The organism is Serratia sp. NPDC078593 (genome assembly GCF_050268245.1).
GTDB lineage: Bacteria > Pseudomonadota > Gammaproteobacteria > Enterobacterales > Enterobacteriaceae > JBNNGK01.
This window is the reverse complement of sequence record NZ_JBNNGK010000005.1, coordinates 138,893-157,053: the sequence shown is the minus strand read 5'-3', so window position 1 is coordinate 157,053 and position 18,161 is coordinate 138,893. Positions and strand designations below refer to the sequence as shown.

Sequence of the window (18,161 nt, the reverse complement as noted above, 5' to 3'; positions counted from 1 at the left end):
GTACGGTTATTATCACGGATAATAAAAACAAGCACGTACACCTAAGGCGCTGCTGAAAATAAAGCGTAGGCGTAATTGATTTAAATCATTTAACCCGTGAGTTGCAATGTGAATGATTGGCTGACTCCGCCAATTAACTGAATTGGTATTTTCAATAGCGCACCGATAGCCTTTTGAAGGGGTTCGCCAGAATGCAAACGGCAAATTATCTTGCAAGCCGATCGTCTGATACAAGTACCGCGTATCAGATTAATTATCCATTGATGTCAGTCATTTAATAGCGCTATTATCAAACTTTGTATCTCGCGGATGATGGCAAATGCGAACAGAAGAGAATGTGATACCTCGCGCCTACAAACAGGTGGATGTATTTACCGCCACACCATTGCAGGGGAACCCTTTGGCGGTGATTTTGCAGGCGGAAGGGTTGAATGAGATGCAGATGCTTTCATTAGCCCGCTGGACCAACCTTTCGGAAACGACGTTTGTTTTCAAACCGACCAATCCGCAGGCAGATTATCGGGTGCGCATTTTTACGCCCGAAAAAGAGTTACCTTTTGCCGGACATCCGACATTGGGTACGGCTCATGCATTATTAGAGGCCGGGTTGGTGACCAAACGGCCGGGCGTGGTGATGCAAGAATGCGGGGTAGGTCTAATTGCGGTCAATATTTTACCGGAAGGCACACTGGCCTTTGCCGCACCGGCGGTAACGTTTCGAACGTTGCCGATTGAAGCAAGGGAATGGTTACTGGCTGCTTTTCCGCCTGCGGTTATTGAAACAGACACCGTGCCAACGATCGTCGATATGGGCATTCGCTGGCTGATGGTTCGTATGCCTAACGCGCAATCCTGCCTGACGGTAACGCCGGATCAAGCCTTGATTAAGCAACTGCAATTGGCCTGTGATGTTGATGGCGTGGTGATTTATGGTGCCTATCCAGCGGGTGATCCCGCCGATTACGAAATGCGCGCGTTTCTGGTTGAATGGGATAAATTGGTTGAGGATCCGGTGACGGGCAGTGCTAATGCGTGCTTGGCGCGGTTATTGCCGGCCAATAACTTCCCCGACGGTGGCGCAACGGCACTGGGGTATCAGGTTCGGCAAGGCACTCAACTCCAGCGTGACGGGCGGGTTAGCGTGCGTTTTATTGACGGTGAACCCTGGATTGGAGGACACAGTTGTACGCTCATTGACGGCCGGTTGCGCATTTAGGCCGAACCACGCTTAATCAAACTGGGGGGTAAAATGATGTCCTGTGACGGCAAACCGCTCTGATTAATACGCTGCAACAATCGAGCTGCGGCGCTCCGCCCGACCTCACGCGCGGAGCTGGAAACAAAGGTCAGCGGCGGTTCGGTCAATTCAGCCTCTGGCACATCACCAAAACCAATGAGTGCCACCTGCTGGCCATAAAAGCTGTCCATACCTTCCGAGCCGATACTGCGCCCGCTGCGCACGATGCCAAAATAGGCCCCCAGCGCCACCGAAGCTTTATGACACACCAGCGCACTGATGTTCGGGTACTGGCGTAATAACGTCTCTGCCGCCTGTGCCGCAGCCTGTTGCTGACAACCGCACTCAACGATCCACTCTGAGCGGAAGGGCAAACCATATTGCACCAGCGTGGCGCAGAAGCCGCCAAGCCGTTCAGCGCGCGTCAATGAATCGCTTTGCCCACCCAGATAGGCAATTTGGCTGTGCCCGCGCTTAATCAAAAACTCAGTCGCCATTTTTGCCGCTTGCATATTGTCTGGGCGTACCACATCAATGCCTTCCAAACCGTTAGAGCGCGCCGCACACACCAGTGGAACGCCCTGCTCCGCGGCCTTTTCCTGCAAGCCGCTCACCGCACGCAACCCACCCGCCAATACGATGCCATCAACGCCATGTTCCAGTAGCGTATCAAACCCCCGCATCAGCCCTTTCGCCTCGCGGCCACTTTGGGTGAGAAATAACACCTTACCGTTAGCCTCCAACACTTCACTAAGGCCGGCGGTCATTTCCGCATAAAACGGCTCACAGATATCGCGTAGGATCAGCCCAATCACCCCAGAGTCACCGCCGCGCAAGGTTGCTGCTTGACGATTGCGCACATAGCCAAGCTGTTCAATCGCCTGATTGACTCGCTCGACCGTGGTCGGCGAAATGCGCCCTTTGCCGCTAACTACCAGCGAAACCGTCGTGACGGAAACCCCAGCCTGTCGCGCAACATCGGTGATCGTGATCTTTTTGATGGTCTTAACCTCTGCGCGGTTTATACCGCTTCCGTACTGTGAATGCATTCAAGGGTATACCGAATGTCCTTGTTCAGTAAAACGTTTTACTGACGAGTGCATTCTCGCCGTAAAGCACACCAGAGAATTGTGATAACTGGCGCATTTTTAAAAGGTAAAACGTTTTATCTTATTTTTACCTAATAATAGCTACACGCTCAGTTTGTTCGCCTTTTGCCAGGAGCCTCGATCATGTCAGCCACGAAAAAACAAAAAATCACGCTTTGGGAGTTTTTCCAAAGTTTGGGCAAAACCTTTATGTTGCCCGTCGCGTTACTCTCTTTTTGCGGCATTATGCTGGGAATCGGCAGCTCACTGAGCAGCCGTGACGTCATCACCCTGCTGCCGTTTCTCGGCCATCCAATCTTTCAACTGATCTTTACCTGGATGAGCAAGGTCGGCTCATTCGCTTTCAGTTTCTTGCCGGTGATGTTTGCGATTGCAATTCCCCTCGGTATGGCGCGCGATAACAAAGGGGTTGCAGCATTTTCCGGTTTCGTCGGCTTTGCCGTTTTAAACTTGGCGACAAACTTCTATCTCACTACCGCCGGTATTCTGCCAACCACCGATCCTCTGGTGCTCAAAGCCAATAACATCCAGAATATCCTCGGTATTCAGTCCATCGATACCGGTATTCTCGGTGCCGTTATCGTCGGTATTATCGTTTATCTGTTGCACGAGCGTTTCAGCACTATCCGCCTGCCGGACGCGCTGGCCTTCTTCGGTGGAACACGCTTTGTGCCTATTATTACCACGGTGCTGCTTGGCCTGTGTGGCTTGGTGATCCCGCTAATTTGGCCGTGGTTTGCCGCGGGGATTAACGGCTTAGGCTGGGTGATCAATGGCGCTGGCGCATTCGGGCCGATGATTTTTGGCACGGGCGAACGGCTGCTGCTGCCGTTCGGTCTGCATCATATTCTGGTGGCACTGATTCGTTTTACCGAAGCCGGCGGCACGCTGGAGGTTTGCGGCCACAGCGTGAGCGGCGCGTTAACGATCTTCCAGGCGCAACTTTCCTGCCCCACCACCCACGGCTTTGCCGAAAGCGCCACTCGCTTCCTGTCACAAGGGAAAATGCCCGCGTTTCTTGGCGGTTTGCCGGGTGCCGCATTGGCAATGTATCACTGCGCTAAACCAGAGAACCGCCATAAAATTAAAGGGCTGTTGATTTCCGGGGTGGTGGCTTGCGTGGTGGGCGGCACCACCGAACCGCTCGAATTCCTGTTCCTGTTCGTTGCGCCGTTCCTGTATGTGATCCACGCGATCCTGACCGGTTTGGGCTTCACGGTGATGGCGCTGCTGGGGGTCACCATTGGTAATACCGACGGCAACATCATCGATTTCGTGGTGTTTGGCATGCTGCATGGCACCGCCACCAAATGGTATCTGGTGCCGTTGGTCGCCGCCATTTGGTTCGCCGCGTATTACGCGATTTTCCGTTTCTCAATCCAACGTTTTAATATTAAAACCCCTGGCAGAGAGAGCGACAGCGCCAATCAGGTCAGCGCCCCAACCGGCAACTTAGGCAAATCCGGTTATAACGTGCCAGCGATTCTGGCGGCGCTGGGCGGCAGCGAAAACATCATTTCGCTGGATAACTGCATCACCCGCCTGCGTTTGTCGGTTAACGACATGAGCAAAGTGGATGACGCTGCACTGAAAGCCCATCGGGCCATCGGCGTGGTTCATCTTAACGATCATAATTTGCAGGTGGTCATCGGGCCGCAGGTACAATCGGTGAAAGATGAATTAGACTCACTGATAACCACCGCACAACCTGTTGCAGACATGCAGGGAGCCACTCATGTTTGATTTCTCCACCCCCGTTGACCGCCACGGCACCTGGTGCACCCAGTGGGATTACATCGCCGATCGTTTTGGTTCGGCTGATTTATTGCCGTTCACCATTTCTGATATGGATTTTGCTACCGCGCCGTGCATTTTGGCCGCCATGCAGCAGCGTTTGCAGCATGGCGTGTTGGGATACAGTCGCTGGCAGCATGAGGATTTTCTTGGCGCAGTGCGTCATTGGTATCAACACCGTTTTCATACCGCTATCGACACCGCGATGGCGGTATACGGGCCGTCGGTGATTTACATGGTCGCGCAACTCATTCGCCAGTGGTCGGCACCGGGCGAGTGTGTGGTCACCCATACGCCAGCTTATGATGCCTTTTATAAGGTGGTGTTGGGCAACCAGCGTCAACTGCTGCCGTGTCCGCTGCATCATGTAGACAACCAATGGCAGTGCGATATGGCGCATCTGGAAGCCCTATTGGCGCGTCCGCAAACCAAGATTCTGCTGCTATGCAGCCCGCACAACCCCACCGGCAAGGTGTGGAGCGCCGCTGAGCTGCAACAGATGGCAGCGCTGTGCGAACGCCACGATGTCAAGGTCATCAGCGATGAGATACATATGGATATGACCTGGAACGAGCGGCCGCATATCCCCTGGAGCCAAGTGGCAACCACCGCGTGGGCGCTGTTAACCTCCGGCTCAAAAACCTTCAATATTCCGGCGTTGACCGGCGCTTACGGCTTCATCAGCGATGATAGCGCGCGCGAGGCGTATATGCTGGCACTGAAAAGCCGTGATGGTCTTTCCTCTCCGGCGGTGTTAGCGATTGTGGCGCATATTGCTGCCTACCGTCACGGTGAACCTTGGCTGGATGAACTGCGTGACGTACTACGCGGCAATCTACGCTACGTGGCAGAACGCTTAAACCAGGCATTTCCGTCGCTGAATTGGCAACCGCCAGAGGCAACTTATTTGGCCTGGATCGATCTGCGTCCATTGAATATCGACGATCGTGAACTGCAACAGGTGCTGATCGAACGCGAAAAAGTGGCGATCATGCCCGGTTTTACCTACGGCGAAGAAGGCCGCGGGTTCGTTCGCTTGAACGTAGGTTGCCCACGTAGCAAGGTCGAAGCCGGGATGGATAAATTGATCAATGGTCTGAAATTCGTGTTAGATCCGCGTTAAAAACGCGCGCACAGAGATAAACGGCATTGAGCGCAATGGCAGACACCTGCCATTGCGTTATAGTGACAGCCACCGGTTTTAATGTGATTAATGTCACTTTTTTTGCAACATCATGGCAATTTTCATCTTTTGTTGTTATGCCCAAGATAATTCGAGTTGCTTGTAGGCGGCAACTGGATGAGTCCCTGGGAGCATAGCCGACTCTATGACCAGGGTGAAAAAAGGCAGCCAACACCCAAGCAACTTGAAGTATGAAGGGTATATAATGTTATGCACTTTACCTACCACCATAGACGAGTGCGCATCATGATTGACTCCCGCCTACCGCTTACCGATATTCATCGCCATCTCGACGGCAATATTCGTGCACAAACCATTTTGGATCTGGGTCGCCAGTTTAATCTTGCATTGCCTGCCGACGAGTTGGCGGCACTCCGTCCACATGTGCAAATTACCCACACCGAACCCGATCTGGTCAGTTTTCTGCAAAAACTGGACTGGGGCGTAGCCGTCTTGGGCGATCTGGACGCGTGCCGCCGCGTGGCCTATGAAAACGTTGAAGATGCCGTGAATGCCGGGTTGCATTATGCCGAGCTCCGTTTCTCACCGTATTACATGGCGCTCAAGCATCAATTACCGGTCGCCGGTGTCGTCGACGCGGTGGTTGACGGTATTCGCAGCGGTTGTCGCGACCATGATATTGAAGTTCGCCTGATTGGCATCATGAGCCGCACCTTTGGCGAAGATGCCTGCCTTAAAGAGCTGGAAGGTTTGTTAGCACACCGCGACCATATCACCGCATTAGATCTGGCCGGTGATGAGCTGGGCTTCCCCGGTAGCCTGTTCCTCAGCCACTTTACGCGTGCGCGTGATGCCGGATTGCGGATCACCGTTCATGCCGGTGAAGCCGCCGGGCCGGAAAGCATCTGGCAAGCCATTCGCGAACTGGGAGCCGAACGCATCGGTCACGGGGTAAAAGCGGTTGAAGACCCGGCGCTGATGGATTTCCTTACTGAACACGGCATCGGCATTGAATCCTGCCTGACATCCAACATCCAAACCAGCACCGTGCCATCGTTGGCGCAACATCCGCTGGCGACCTTCCTGCGCCACGGCGTGTTGGCATCGATCAATACCGACGATCCAGCCGTTCAGGGCATTGAGATTGAACATGAATACCGTGTGGCTGCGCCACAGGCAGGCTTAACGGCGGAAGAAATCCGCACCGCACAGGAGAATGGTTTAAAAATGGCCTTTCTGAGCGAGGCAGAGAAACAGGCGCTGCGCGATAAAGTCAGCCGTTGATCGATAAGTGGCGCAGTATTGAACTGCGCCCTCTCTCTTCAGGTTACTCGGTAGTCTTAAGCGCCTGCGATTGCTGTACCGGTTATGCGCCTAGCCACCAGCGCGGTACACAACATCATTTGCAATGTGTACCTGCTGGGGAATCATCAGCGGCAACATCTGATGCCGCTTGAAATAACGGCGTGAGACCGCGTTAAAGCGGGGTTTATGCCACCGGCAGCGCCTTTTGTTGCTTGGCCGATTCAATACCAAGTTCAATCAGCTCCATCACGCCGATCGCCTCACTGGCAGGCACCGGGTTGTCCCCATCACCGTTGATCGCATCGCGAATCGCCGCATAGTAGGCCGGATAGTTGCCCGGCAGCGTCAACAGCGGTTTTTCTGCCACTAGGCCATCACGTGACAACGTCACTACGCCATCACGCATATCATACCCCCAATCGGCCTGCGGCAGACGTTCACCGGCCTTCAAACGGTCTTCCTGTGGATCCAAACCAAATTTGATGAAACTACCTTCGGTGCCATGCACGATATAGCGCGCCGTTTCCGCCGCCGCCAGTACCGTGCCGTGCAGCACTACCCGACGTTGGCCGTAACTCAGCACGGCATGGAAATAGTCTACCGATTGCGAACCGGGGCGTAACGCCGCCAGATCGACAAACAGCGTGTCCGGCTTGCCGAACAGCTGCAACGCCTGATCGATCAAGTGCGGCCCCAAGTCGTACCAAATCCCACTGCCCACACCGCCTTGTTCGCGCCAGCGCTGGCGCACCTGCGGCCGAAAACGATCGAAATGCGACTCGAAGTAAACCACCTCGCCCAGCGCACCGTCTTGCAACAACGATTTCAGCGTTAGAAAATCGCTATCCCAACGGCGGTTATGAAACACCGACAATAGCAAACCGCATTGCTGAGCCTGCTGCTGCAATGCTTGCGCCTGTGACAACGTCACGGAGAACGGCTTATCCACCACAACATGTTTACCGGCGGCCAGCGCCTGTTGCGCCAGCGGAAAATGAGTGTCATTCGGGGTTGGAATCACGATCAAATCCAGAGCGGGATCGCTAAACAGCACCTGTGGATCGCTCACGACCGTCATCGACGGCCAATCTGCCCGCACTTTTTCGGCGTCACTGCTGGATACCGCCGCCAGCTCTAGGCCGGGCGTGCCGGCAATCAACGGCGCATGGAACGTTTTACTGGCGTAACCGTAACCCAGCAACCCTACTCGAATGTTATCAGCCATGGTGTTTCCTCTGGAAAAGCGTATCTCGACCTTGTCGATTGGACACCATGACGTCGAAGAGAACAAGAAGTAAATTGAATGTTACGTTAACCGGATAACGCGTCGCCGTGCAGTAGATACGGCTGTTCCCGCTGGCTTTTCGGCGGATAGTTGATCTCCATACTACGCCGGCGAAAATCGCTCGGACTCACGCCAACACGCTTACGGAACACCCGGGAAAAGTAGAGCTGATCGTCATAACCGACCACCCGACCAATAGTGGCGATCGATTCCTGTGTGGTTTGCAGCAATAGTTTTGCGCGGATTACCCGCTGATCTTCACGCCAACGCAGAATATTAATGCCCACCTGCTCGCGGAACAAATGCGCCAACCGCGAAGGCGAAAGACAGACATGGCGCGCCACTTCGTCAATGCGCAACTCCCCCGCCAGATTGCTGGTAATGTACTGGCAGGCCTCGATGACGCGCGGATCCATGATTTTCTGTGGGCTGAGCGGGTCTTCTTCCATGGCGCGTAACAGCAGATGCTCCAACAGATTCATGCCCATTTCCTCAGCAAACCTCCGCCCGGAACGTTGGGTTTGTTCGATATTGGCAAACAGCCGATCGAACTCCTGCAATAGGTTGTTGTTCGGTAACGATAATCGCCCCACTTGATGGGTTTTACTGTGCCATTCCAACCAGTCGGCCCAATAGGCGCGCGGGCGAAAGTAAACCCAACGATGGTGCCAGCAATCACTCTCCGATGAACGGCCATAATAATGCGACGCTTTTGGCGGAAACAGCAGCAGATCGCCAGGATTGCAATAAAAGGTATCTTCACCATCAAATACCTTACCTTGGCCTTTGATCGTGAGGTTAAGAATATAGCCTTTCATGCCACCAGGCCGATCGATAAAGAAATCCAGCGGCCCATCCGCCATAATGGGTGTTAGCCCGGCAACCAGGTAGGCGTTAAAGGTGTAACCCGGCAACAACGGGTTCGGTTGAGGTTCCTGAACCATGCGATGATACATCTGGCCTCCAAATGGTTTAACGCTGCCAATGGCAACGATTTTACTGGCCGTTGCAATAACTGCGCGGGCCAATGATAGCTCTGTGAAACCGGTGCGCTTCTCTTTATGGCGCGAGTTGGCTTTTTTGCTTGTAACGGTCAAAGATGACCGCGGCCAACAAAATCATCCCGCGTACCACATATTGTGAAAATGGCGAAATATTCAGCAGATTCATCGCATTTTCCACCGTGCCCAAGATGAGAATACCGGCGATCACATACGAAATTTTGCCGATCCCACCCTTTAATGACACGCCCCCCAGCACGCAGGCTGAGATGACGATCAGCTCATAACCGATCGATGTCATCGGCTGGCCGCTGGTCATGCGTGACGCCAGAATGATGCCCGCCGCAGCGGATACCAGCCCGGAGAGGACGAAGATAATGATTTTGGTGCGCACCACAGGCACGCCGGCCAACCGCGCCGCCTCTTCATTGCCACCAATCGCCAGCGTATTGCGCCCAAAGGTGGTTTTATTAAGCAGGAAACCAAACACTATCAAGCAACCGATGGTGATCCAGATCGGCGCAGGCAGCCCCCACCAGTTCGCATAGCCGAGCGCAAAGAAACGCTCATCTTCGATCCCTACCGCTTTACCGTCGGAAATAATGTAGGCCAGACCGCGAAAGATTTGCATCGTCGCCAACGTGGTGATCAACGCATTGATCTTCAAACGGGCGATGACAAACCCGTTAATCAGCCCCGACGCGACGCCCAACAATAAACCCGCACCGACCCCCAACCACAGGCTTTCTGTCATGTTGATCGCCACCGCAGTGGTAACACCTGCGCAGGCAATCACCGAGGCCACCGACAGATCAAAGTCGCCCGAGGCGAGGCAGAAGAGCATGCCGCAGGCCACCATACCCGACATAGAAATCGCCAGCCCTAACCCTTTCATATTGATGAATGAACCGAAATTAGGCACAAAAATGATGCAGGCAATGAATAAAACGGCGAACACCACTAGCATACCGTAGCTGTCCCAGATGCGTGCCAGCCCCAAACCGCTGCGGTTTTTGACAGAATTGGTTGTCATAGTCGACATCTCTTTCTCCTTCACACTCAAGCCAATGCCGCAGCGGCAGGGACACTATCAGGGGCATGCAACATCGCCAAGCTGAGGGCAAGTTCCTCAGTGGCGTTGTCGTGCAGTAATTCGCCGGAAATGGCACCTTCGCGCATCACAATGATGCGATCCGCCAAGCCAAGCACTTCAGGGAGATCGCTGGAGGCAAACAGTACCGCGATGCCCTGCTGGGCTAACTGGTAAATAACGTTGTAGATCTCGTGTTTCGCGCCAACATCAATCCCGCGCGTCGGTTCATCCAGCATCATCACCTTCATCTCTTCCGACAGCCAACGCCCAAGGATCGCCTTCTGCTGATTACCACCGGACAGATTCATAATTAGCTGTTCCGCACTTGGCGTTTTGATATTGAGCGCTTGAATATGGTGCGCGGCATTGCGGGTTTCCCAGGTGTTATTAATCAGGCAGCCGGCCTTGATGCTTTTACGCCGAGCGCTGATATTGATGTTATCGCGTACCGAATGCACCGGAATGATACCGTCGGCCTTGCGATCTTCCGGGCACAGCATAATGCCCGCGCGAATGGCATCGATAGGTGAACGAATAGTGATAGGTTGGCCATCGAGCGTGAGTTGCCCGCCACGGATGCGGGTGGCACCAAAAATGCCCTTCATCAATTCACTGCGCCCGGCGCCGACCAAGCCGAACAAACCGACGATCTCCCCGGCTTTTACGCTGAGGTCGATCGGCGTTTTTACCCCGCTAGCCTGAAGATTATCCAGTTGCAAACGTACCGCGCCTTGCTCCCGTGGCTGATAGCCATAAACATCGCCGAGATCGCGTCCGACCATCGCCTGCACCAGTTGTTGATGATTCACCTGGCTCATGTCGTCAAAGGTGCGCACATAACGCCCATCTTTAAACACCGTAATCGCATCGCTGAGCGCAAATATCTCTTCCATGCGGTGCGAAACGTACAGAATGACCCGCCCTTCGGCACGCAGTTCGCGGATCACCCGAAACAGTTGCTCGGTTTCCCGTGCCGACAGCGAACTGGTGGGTTCGTCAAATGCGATCACTTTCGCATTGCGTGCCAACGCCTTGGCAATTTCAACCATCTGCCATTGGCCGATCGACAAATATTTCAGCGGCGTATCAGGATCGATCGCTAACCCAAGGTGCTCAAGCTGCAAACGCGCTTCATAGCGCAGCAGTTTGCGATCGACCAAACCACATTTGGTCGGTAACTGCCCCAGATAAATGTTCTCGGCTACCGTCATTTCCGGCACCAAATGCAGTTCCTGATAAATAATCGCCACCCCCGCATCCAACGCGTCGGTGGTTGTGTTGAACTGCACCGGTTGACCTTTAAGGTAGATCTCGCCCTGCGTGGGGGTGTAATTACCGCTGAGGATTTTCAGCAGCGTCGACTTCCCCGCGCCATTTTCCCCCATCAACGCGTGGATCTGTCCGGTTTGGCAACTGAAACTGATGTCGTCCAGCGCCTTGACCCCGGGAAAGGTTTTTCCGATGCCCTTGAAAGCCAGATACGGCGTGGTGGCTGTCATAGTGCTTTCCTCTTGTTTGGCTGAAAAACACCGCACGCCGACAACGTGCGGTGCACAAACGTTACATCAGGCCTTTTTTCTGCAGCTCGGCTTTGAAGTTGTCACGCGTGATCAGCACCACGTCGGTGACTTCAGTAAACTTCGGTGGCTCGATGTCTTTTGCTACCCATTCATGCAGCATCTGGATGCTCTTATAACCATGGATGTCCGGGCTAGGCAGCAGAGAACCATAGAAGCCGGTCGCCTGCGCTTTTGACAGCTCGCTCACCGCATCCACACCGTTAATGCCGATGCCAATCACATTTGGCGCTTTAAAACCTTGCCCTTCGGTCGCCCGCACACCACCCAACACGGTGTTGTCGTTCATGCCGATAATCAGCCAATTTTTCACTTCTGGATGCTGCACAAGCATCGAGTTGGCGGCGTCGAAGGCGCCTGGGATGTCATTAGATTTAGTCGGCACCTTATAAATCTGTTTTTCCGGGAAACCGGCCGCTTTCAGTGCCGCCATCGAACCATTGGTACGGCGGCGCGCGGTATCCAGCTCATCGGCCGTAATCGCCATCACGCCTGTCTCGCCCACCTGCCAACCGCGTTTGTTCATTTCATCCCACAACGCCTGCCCCTGACGCTCGCCGATTTTGGTGGCGGCCATCATCACCAATGGCACGGTATCCATCGGCTTACCCTTGGCATTGACAAACTGATCGTCAACGGCGATCACTTTCAGATCGTAACTGCGCGCTTTGGCAACAATCGCTGCCCCCAGTTTTGGGTCTGGCGTGCAGATAACAAAGCCTTTTGCGCCGCTGGCGGCCAGGCTGTCGATGGCATTCAAGGTTTTTTCACCGTCCGGCACGGCAATTTTAATCACGTCGAAACCCTGATCTTTCCCCGCCTTATCAGCAAATTTCCATTCAGTCTGGAACCAGGGTTCCTCCGGCTGCTTGACCAAAAAACCCAGCTTCATGGTTTCAGCCATAGCTGATTGTGACATAACCGCTGCCAAACCTATCGCCGCCAGCGCCTTAGTGAATTTATGCATGATGCTCTCCGCTGTATTGTTCTCCCCGGCGCTGGAAATATCGCGCAGTGAAAACGCTATCATTTAGGGTAGTGTTTCGGTTATCGCTACGGGGGAGCGCTTATTAGTGCACCACCGCCCGAATCCGACATTCAGACGAACTTAGTTTTAGCGGGTATTTGTTACTGAAATGTAGAGCGTTATCACATCCAGGAATTACAGCAGATTTGTGCATATATTTAGCAAATTTAACCAAGTATTAACTTTTGACACCCATCACAAAATCACTGAGAGAAGCAGAAAAGTGCATACTTCCAGCTAACCCCTCCTCACAGCCTTACGTCTCACGCTTCTATCGTTATCCCCATCAGCTTCCACGCTTCAGATTTGTTGGACATTAGCGACAACGGGCAATTAATAAGGAGTCAAAACATGACGGCAGGCGCAATCGCCCTGGGATTGGACTTCGGCAGTGATTCGGTGCGGGTATTGGCGGTAGATTGCCAAAACGGCGATGAGTTGGACACCGAAGTTGTCTATTATCCTCGCTGGCAACGAGGCGAGTATTGTAATGCAGCAAAAAATCAGTTCCGCCACCATCCACGCGACTATATCGACGCAATGGAGCAGGCCATCGTGGCGGTGGTGCAACGCATGGCCCCGCATCAGCGCCAGCAAGTGGTTGGTATCGGCGTGGATTCCACGGGATCAACCCCGGCACCGATTGACGAAAATGGCGATGTGTTGGCACTCAGACCTGAATTCGCCGACAACCCTAACGCCATGTTTGTGCTGTGGAAAGACCATACGGCAATAGAAGAAGCCGAGGAAATAAACCGCCTGTGCCACAGCGGAGACTTTCCCGACTATTCACGCTATATCGGCGGTGTTTATTCGTCAGAGTGGTTCTGGGCCAAAATTCTGCACGTATCACGCCAAGATGCAGCCGTACGCCAGGCGGCGGCCTCATGGGTTGAACTGTGCGATTGGGTGCCTGCCCTACTTTCCGGCACCACCGCACCCGCGCAGTTAAAACGTGGGCGTTGCAGCGTTGGCCACAAAACGCTGTGGCACCCGGATTGGGGCGGGTTGCCACCGAAAGACTTCTTTGCCGCACTCGATCCCTTATTGGTTACCGCATTGCCTTATCCGCTATTTGAGGAATCCTACACCGCCGATCTGCCCGTCGGTACGCTGAGCAGCGAATGGGCACAGCGGCTCGGCCTGCCACAACACGTGGTGTTATCCGGCGGTGCATTTGATTGCCATATGGGTGCGGTCGGTGCCGGAGCACAGCCTTACACCCTAGTGAAGGTTATTGGGACATCAACCTGTGACATCTTGATCGCCGATCGTCATCGCGTTGATGGCCGTGCTATTGCCGGTATCTGCGGCCAAGTTGACGGTAGCGTCACACCGGGGCTGATTGGTATGGAAGCGGGCCAATCCGCATTCGGCGACATGTACGCCTGGTTTAGCCGCTTGCTGAGCTGGCCGCTCCACCAAGCGGCGAAGAACCATCCGGCATGGCAACCCGATCTCAAGCTGTTGGAAGACCAACTCTTGGCGTCACTGACCGAGACATGGGCCAATAACCCATCGCTTGATCACCTCCCCGTGGTACTGGACTGGTTCAACGGCCGCCGCACGCCATACGCAAACCAGCGACTCAAAGGTGTTATTACCGATCTGAATCTCGGCACCGATGCACCAACGCTGTTTGGCGGGTTTATCGCCGCGACGGCCTTTGGCGCGCGCGCCATCATGGAGTGCTTTGAACAGCAAGCTATTCCGGTAGAAAACGTGCTGGCGCTAGGCGGGATTGCGCGTAAATCGCCGGTGATTATGCAGGTCTGCGCCGATGTGATGAACCGTCCGTTGCAGATCGTCTCGTCTGACCAATGTTGCGCCCTTGGTGCCGCTATCTTTGCCGCCGTTGCCGCTAAACAGTTCGATAGCGTTCACGCCGCACAGCAGCGGATGGCCTGCGGGCTTGAGCGCACGCTGCAACCGGATCCACAACGGGTCGCCCGCTTCCAACAACTTTATCAACGCTATCAGCACTGGTGCGAGGCCGCCGAACCGCGCTTCGCCGCCGAACGTCATTGAGCGCCAACGATCAACCAAATTCGCGGGCGAGGCAGGCTGCGCCCCACACCTTAAAACCCAGTAACAATGCCAGGAGTTTCTGATGGACGTATTCAAACAGCACGAAGTATGGTTCGTGATCGGCAGCCAACATCTGTATGGCCCAAAAACGCTGCAGCAGGTTAAAGAACAGGCCGAACAGGTGGTTAACAGCCTGAACAATGAGGCCGATCTGCCGGTAAAACTGGTTTTGAAACCGCTGGTGACCACACCGGATGAGATCACCCACGTCTGCCGCGATGCCAATTATCAACCACACTGTATTGGGATTCTGACTTGGCTGCACACCTTCTCGCCGGCCAAAATGTGGATTGCCGGCTTATCGATCCTCAATAAACCGTTGTTGCAGTTCCACACGCAATTTAACGCCGAAGTGCCGTGGAACAGCATGGATATGGACTTTATGAACCTGAATCAGACTGCGCACGGCGGCCGTGAGTTCGGGTTCATCGGTGCACGCATGCGCCAACAACATAGCGTGATCACTGGCCATTGGCAGGATAAAGTGGCGCACCAACGCATCGGCCAGTGGATGCGCGTTGCCGCCGCACGCCAGGAAAGCCAGCAGCTTAAGGTAGCCCGCTTTGGTGACAACATGCGCCAGGTTGCCGTCACCGAAGGTGATAAAGTCGGCGCGCAGATCCAGTTCGGTTATTCGGTCAATGCCTACGGCATTGGCGATCTGGTCAGTGTGATCAATGAAGTCAGCCGCAGTGACGTCGATACCTTAATTGAAGAATACGAAGCAAGTTATCTGCTGACCGACGCGGTGAAATGCCATGGCGATAAACGTGAAAACCTGATCGACGCAGCACGTATCGAGCTGGGCATGAAACGTTTCCTCGAACAGGGTGAGTTCCACGCGTTTACCACTAACTTCGAAGACCTGCACGGCATGAAGCAGTTACCGGGGCTGGCGGTACAACGTTTAATGCAACAAGGCTACGGCTTTGGTGGCGAAGGTGACTGGAAGACCGCTGCCCTGCTGCGTATTTTGAAAGTGATGGCCGGTGGTCTTAACGGCGGCACCTCCTTTATGGAGGACTACACCTATCACTTCCAACCGGGTAACGATTTAGTGGTTGGTTCCCACATGCTCGAAGTGTGCCCGTCGATCGCCAAAGAGCAAAAACCCCTGTTAGATATTCAGCCGCTGGGTATCGGTGGCAAAGCCGATCCAGCACGCCTGATCTTCTCAACACCGGCCGGCCCTGCGGTCAATGCCAGCCTGATTGACATGGGCGATCGCTTCCGTTTGTTGGTCAATCAGGTCGATACCGTCGAACAGCCGCATCCGCTACCGAAGCTGCCGGTAGCACGCGCTATCTGGCAGGCGCAACCGATGCTGGCTACCGCCGCCGAAGCTTGGATTATCGCCGGTGGCGCACACCATACGGTGTTCTCGCAGGCACTCAACGCCGACTACCTTCGCTTGTACGCTGAAATGCACAATATCGAGTTCTTGCTGATCGATAACGACACGACCTTGCCGGCGTTCAAGAATGAGATCCGTTGGAATGAAGCCTATTACCAATTAAATCGTCACTAAGAAGTAAAACTGCAACCGGTTTCAGAAACCGGTTGCAAAACTATTTCACTTCGACCTAAACTACACTCAGACTGATTCGATAAACCATCTGACTGAGAGAGTTGTTTATGTCTGCTTTCCCGAAAGATTTTCTGTGGGGCGCGGCTACGGCGGCGTATCAGGTTGAAGGCGCCTATGACGCCGACGGCAAAGGCCTTTCCATCTGGGATAAATTCTCCCACCTGCCCGGCACCACTTATCAAGGCACCAACGGTGATGTCGCGGTCGATCACTATCACCGTTTCCGCGAAGACGTCGCGCTGATGGCCGAAATGGGCATGAAAAGCTATCGCTTTTCTATCTCTTGGCCGCGTTTACTACCGCAAGGGCGTGGTGAGATTAATGAAGCAGGCGTCAAGTTCTACAGCGATCTGATCGATGCGTTACTGGAACACAACATCGAGCCGATGATCACCCTGTACCATTGGGACTTACCACAGGCGTTACAGGATGAAGGCGGTTGGGAAGCACGTTCGACCACTGATGCGTTCGAAGAGTATGCCCGCCTGTGTTACGACCGTTATGGCGACCGGGTTAAGCTATGGTCAACCTTTAACGAAACCATCTGTTTTATCGGTTTTGGTTACATCACGGGTGGCCATCCACCGGGCGTTCAAAACCCAGCCCGCGCTATTCAAGCCTGTCACCATGTGTTTGTTGCTCACGCCAAAGCAGTAGCGGCCTTCCGCACCAGCGGCATCAACGGAAAAATCGGTTTCGTTAATGTGTTGCAGACCAACACCCCGCTTAGCCAATCACCCGAAGATGTCGCCGCTTGTCAGTTAGCCGATGGTATCTTCACCCACTGGCTCTACGATCCGGTATTGAAAGGTGAATATCCGGCAGAATTGCTGGAACAAACGCAGGCGATTTGGGGCGTACCGCAGTTCGCCGACGGCGATCGGCAGTTGCTGCGTGATAACATTTGCGACTTCATCGGTCTTAACTATTACAAACGTGAAACTATCGCTGCCAACAATCAAGAATCGCACCTGACCATCAACACCACGGGCGAAAAAGGCAAAGGCCACCAACAGGGCAATGAATTTGGCTTCAAAGATCTGTTCAAATTCGTTCGCAACCCGAAGGGGGTCTACACCGATTGGGACTGGGAGATCTATCCGCAGGGCCTGACCGAAGGCATCATGAACATCAAAGCCCGCTACGGTGATATTCCGATTTACATCACCGAAAATGGTTTAGGGGCAAAAGATCCGATTATTGATGGCGAAGTGGTCGATGATGACCGTATTGACTACCTGAATCAGCATATCGGCGCGATCGAAGACGCTATCAAGCAAGGTGCTGACGTGCGCGGCTATTATCCGTGGTCGTTTATCGATCTGCTGAGCTGGCTGAACGGTTTCCAGAAGCAATATGGTTTTGTGTACGTCGACCACAATAACAATCTGGCGCGTCAGCGTAAGAAAAGCTTCTTCTGGTATCAGAAACTGATCGCCAGCAACGGCGCAGAACGCTAAGTTGCGTGTAAACATTTAGCGCTTATCTGGCAGATACCGGCTACCACAAGCGGTATCTGCTCGGTGGCTGCGACGATCGATACCTTGTTCCCCGCTTGCTCTAGCATATAATCGCTGCTCGCACCCATCACCGAGGGCAGCGCATGCACATCACCTTTACCCCCGAACCGATACCGGAACTGACGATTAACGGCGACGCCCTCACCGGGCTGAGTTTTACATCCGGCGTCCCTTTTCAGCTCACACTCAGGCCGGATGGCCTGTGGATCACCCCCCTCACAGACGAAGCCACATGGGAAGCCGTCTGTGACAAATCTGCCAGTAGCAGATTTGAATGCTGCTTGCAGCGGCCCCGACAAGGGCGAGGATCATGGATGAGCCGAGTATACCCAGTCAACATAGGCAAGATTTTGGGGCGGGGACGGCGGCCACACCCGATGTTGAACGCGGCGG

At 54.0% G+C, this 18,161-nt stretch carries 13 protein-coding genes; 7 read left to right on the top strand and 6 right to left on the bottom strand.

What is annotated here, in order from left to right:
- Window positions 1-319: 319 nt before the first annotated feature.
- Window positions 320-1,216, top strand: coding sequence for a PhzF family phenazine biosynthesis protein (locus ACQKDS_RS08010; RefSeq protein ID WP_399668308.1), 897 nt, complete (start codon window positions 320-322; stop codon window positions 1,214-1,216).
- On the opposite strand, the gene malI is transcribed toward ACQKDS_RS08010, so the two are convergent.
- Entirely contained in the window at window positions 1,213-2,286 is a 1,074-nt protein-coding gene (gene malI / locus ACQKDS_RS08005) for a Mal regulon transcriptional regulator MalI (protein ID WP_399668311.1), read from the bottom strand. The genes ACQKDS_RS08010 and malI overlap by 4 nt on opposite strands.
- Window positions 2,287-2,469: 183 nt before the next feature.
- On the opposite strand from malI, the gene malX reads away from it, so the two are divergent.
- The 3 genes from malX to add all read left to right on the top strand — a co-directional run bounded on the left by malX (window position 2,470) and on the right by add (window position 6,568).
- A complete protein-coding gene (malX, locus tag ACQKDS_RS08000; protein WP_399668314.1) occupies window positions 2,470-4,089 on the top strand; it encodes a maltose/glucose-specific PTS transporter subunit IIBC in 1,620 nt (539 codons plus the stop codon).
- Window positions 4,082-5,263: a MalY/PatB family protein gene (locus tag ACQKDS_RS07995; RefSeq protein WP_399668317.1), complete on the top strand. Its 1,182-nt coding sequence runs from the start codon at window positions 4,082-4,084 to the stop codon at window positions 5,261-5,263. Before malX ends, ACQKDS_RS07995 begins: the two co-directional genes overlap by 8 nt.
- A 306-nt stretch (window positions 5,264-5,569) precedes the next feature.
- Window positions 5,570-6,568, top strand: coding sequence for an adenosine deaminase (gene add / locus ACQKDS_RS07990; RefSeq protein WP_399668320.1), 999 nt, complete (start codon window positions 5,570-5,572; stop codon window positions 6,566-6,568).
- Between the two features lie 205 nt (window positions 6,569-6,773).
- Here add and ACQKDS_RS07985 read toward each other — a convergent pair whose 3' ends face one another.
- The 5 genes from ACQKDS_RS07985 to ACQKDS_RS07965 all read right to left on the bottom strand — a co-directional run bounded on the left by ACQKDS_RS07985 (window position 6,774) and on the right by ACQKDS_RS07965 (window position 12,512).
- Entirely contained in the window at window positions 6,774-7,814 is a 1,041-nt protein-coding gene (locus tag ACQKDS_RS07985; RefSeq protein WP_399668323.1) for an oxidoreductase, read from the bottom strand.
- Window positions 7,815-7,900: 86 nt separating this feature from the next.
- Entirely contained in the window at window positions 7,901-8,830 is a 930-nt protein-coding gene (gene araC, locus ACQKDS_RS07980; protein WP_399668326.1) for an arabinose operon transcriptional regulator AraC, read from the bottom strand.
- Between the two features lie 103 nt (window positions 8,831-8,933).
- Window positions 8,934-9,917, bottom strand: a complete 984-nt coding sequence (gene araH / locus ACQKDS_RS07975; RefSeq protein ID WP_399668328.1) for an L-arabinose ABC transporter permease AraH — start codon at window positions 9,915-9,917, stop codon at window positions 8,934-8,936.
- A 17-nt stretch (window positions 9,918-9,934) separates the two neighbouring features.
- Complete coding sequence (gene araG / locus ACQKDS_RS07970) at window positions 9,935-11,467, bottom strand: L-arabinose ABC transporter ATP-binding protein AraG (protein WP_399668331.1); 1,533 nt, start codon at window positions 11,465-11,467, stop codon at window positions 9,935-9,937.
- A 61-nt stretch (window positions 11,468-11,528) separates the two neighbouring features.
- Window positions 11,529-12,512, bottom strand: a complete 984-nt coding sequence (locus ACQKDS_RS07965; protein WP_399668334.1) for an arabinose ABC transporter substrate-binding protein — start codon at window positions 12,510-12,512, stop codon at window positions 11,529-11,531.
- 411 nt (window positions 12,513-12,923) lie between these two features.
- On the opposite strand from ACQKDS_RS07965, the gene ACQKDS_RS07960 reads away from it, so the two are divergent.
- The 3 genes from ACQKDS_RS07960 (at window position 12,924) to ACQKDS_RS07950 (ending at window position 17,708) form a co-directional block, all read left to right on the top strand.
- A complete protein-coding gene (locus ACQKDS_RS07960; protein ID WP_399668337.1) occupies window positions 12,924-14,600 on the top strand; it encodes a ribulokinase in 1,677 nt (558 codons plus the stop codon).
- Window positions 14,601-14,682: 82 nt separating this feature from the next.
- Entirely contained in the window at window positions 14,683-16,188 is a 1,506-nt protein-coding gene (gene araA / locus ACQKDS_RS07955) for an L-arabinose isomerase (protein ID WP_399668339.1), read from the top strand.
- A gap of 107 nt (window positions 16,189-16,295) precedes the next feature.
- A complete protein-coding gene (locus ACQKDS_RS07950; RefSeq protein ID WP_399668342.1) occupies window positions 16,296-17,708 on the top strand; it encodes a glycoside hydrolase family 1 protein in 1,413 nt (470 codons plus the stop codon).
- Window positions 17,709-18,161: the final 453 nt, after the last annotated feature.

Coding starts and splice junctions, on each gene's coding strand:
- ACQKDS_RS08010 (WP_399668308.1), top strand. CDS start 320: ATGCGAACAGAAGAGAATGTGATACCTCGCGCCTACAAACAGGTGGAT.
- malI (WP_399668311.1), bottom strand. CDS start 2,286: ATGCATTCACAGTACGGAAGCGGTATAAACCGCGCAGAGGTTAAGACC.
- malX (WP_399668314.1), top strand. CDS start 2,470: ATGTCAGCCACGAAAAAACAAAAAATCACGCTTTGGGAGTTTTTCCAA.
- ACQKDS_RS07995 (WP_399668317.1), top strand. CDS start 4,082: ATGTTTGATTTCTCCACCCCCGTTGACCGCCACGGCACCTGGTGCACC.
- add (WP_399668320.1), top strand. CDS start 5,570: ATGATTGACTCCCGCCTACCGCTTACCGATATTCATCGCCATCTCGAC.
- ACQKDS_RS07985 (WP_399668323.1), bottom strand. CDS start 7,814: ATGGCTGATAACATTCGAGTAGGGTTGCTGGGTTACGGTTACGCCAGT.
- araC (WP_399668326.1), bottom strand. CDS start 8,830: ATGTATCATCGCATGGTTCAGGAACCTCAACCGAACCCGTTGTTGCCG.
- araH (WP_399668328.1), bottom strand. CDS start 9,917: ATGTCGACTATGACAACCAATTCTGTCAAAAACCGCAGCGGTTTGGGG.
- araG (WP_399668331.1), bottom strand. CDS start 11,467: ATGACAGCCACCACGCCGTATCTGGCTTTCAAGGGCATCGGAAAAACC.
- ACQKDS_RS07965 (WP_399668334.1), bottom strand. CDS start 12,512: ATGCATAAATTCACTAAGGCGCTGGCGGCGATAGGTTTGGCAGCGGTT.
- ACQKDS_RS07960 (WP_399668337.1), top strand. CDS start 12,924: ATGACGGCAGGCGCAATCGCCCTGGGATTGGACTTCGGCAGTGATTCG.
- araA (WP_399668339.1), top strand. CDS start 14,683: ATGGACGTATTCAAACAGCACGAAGTATGGTTCGTGATCGGCAGCCAA.
- ACQKDS_RS07950 (WP_399668342.1), top strand. CDS start 16,296: ATGTCTGCTTTCCCGAAAGATTTTCTGTGGGGCGCGGCTACGGCGGCG.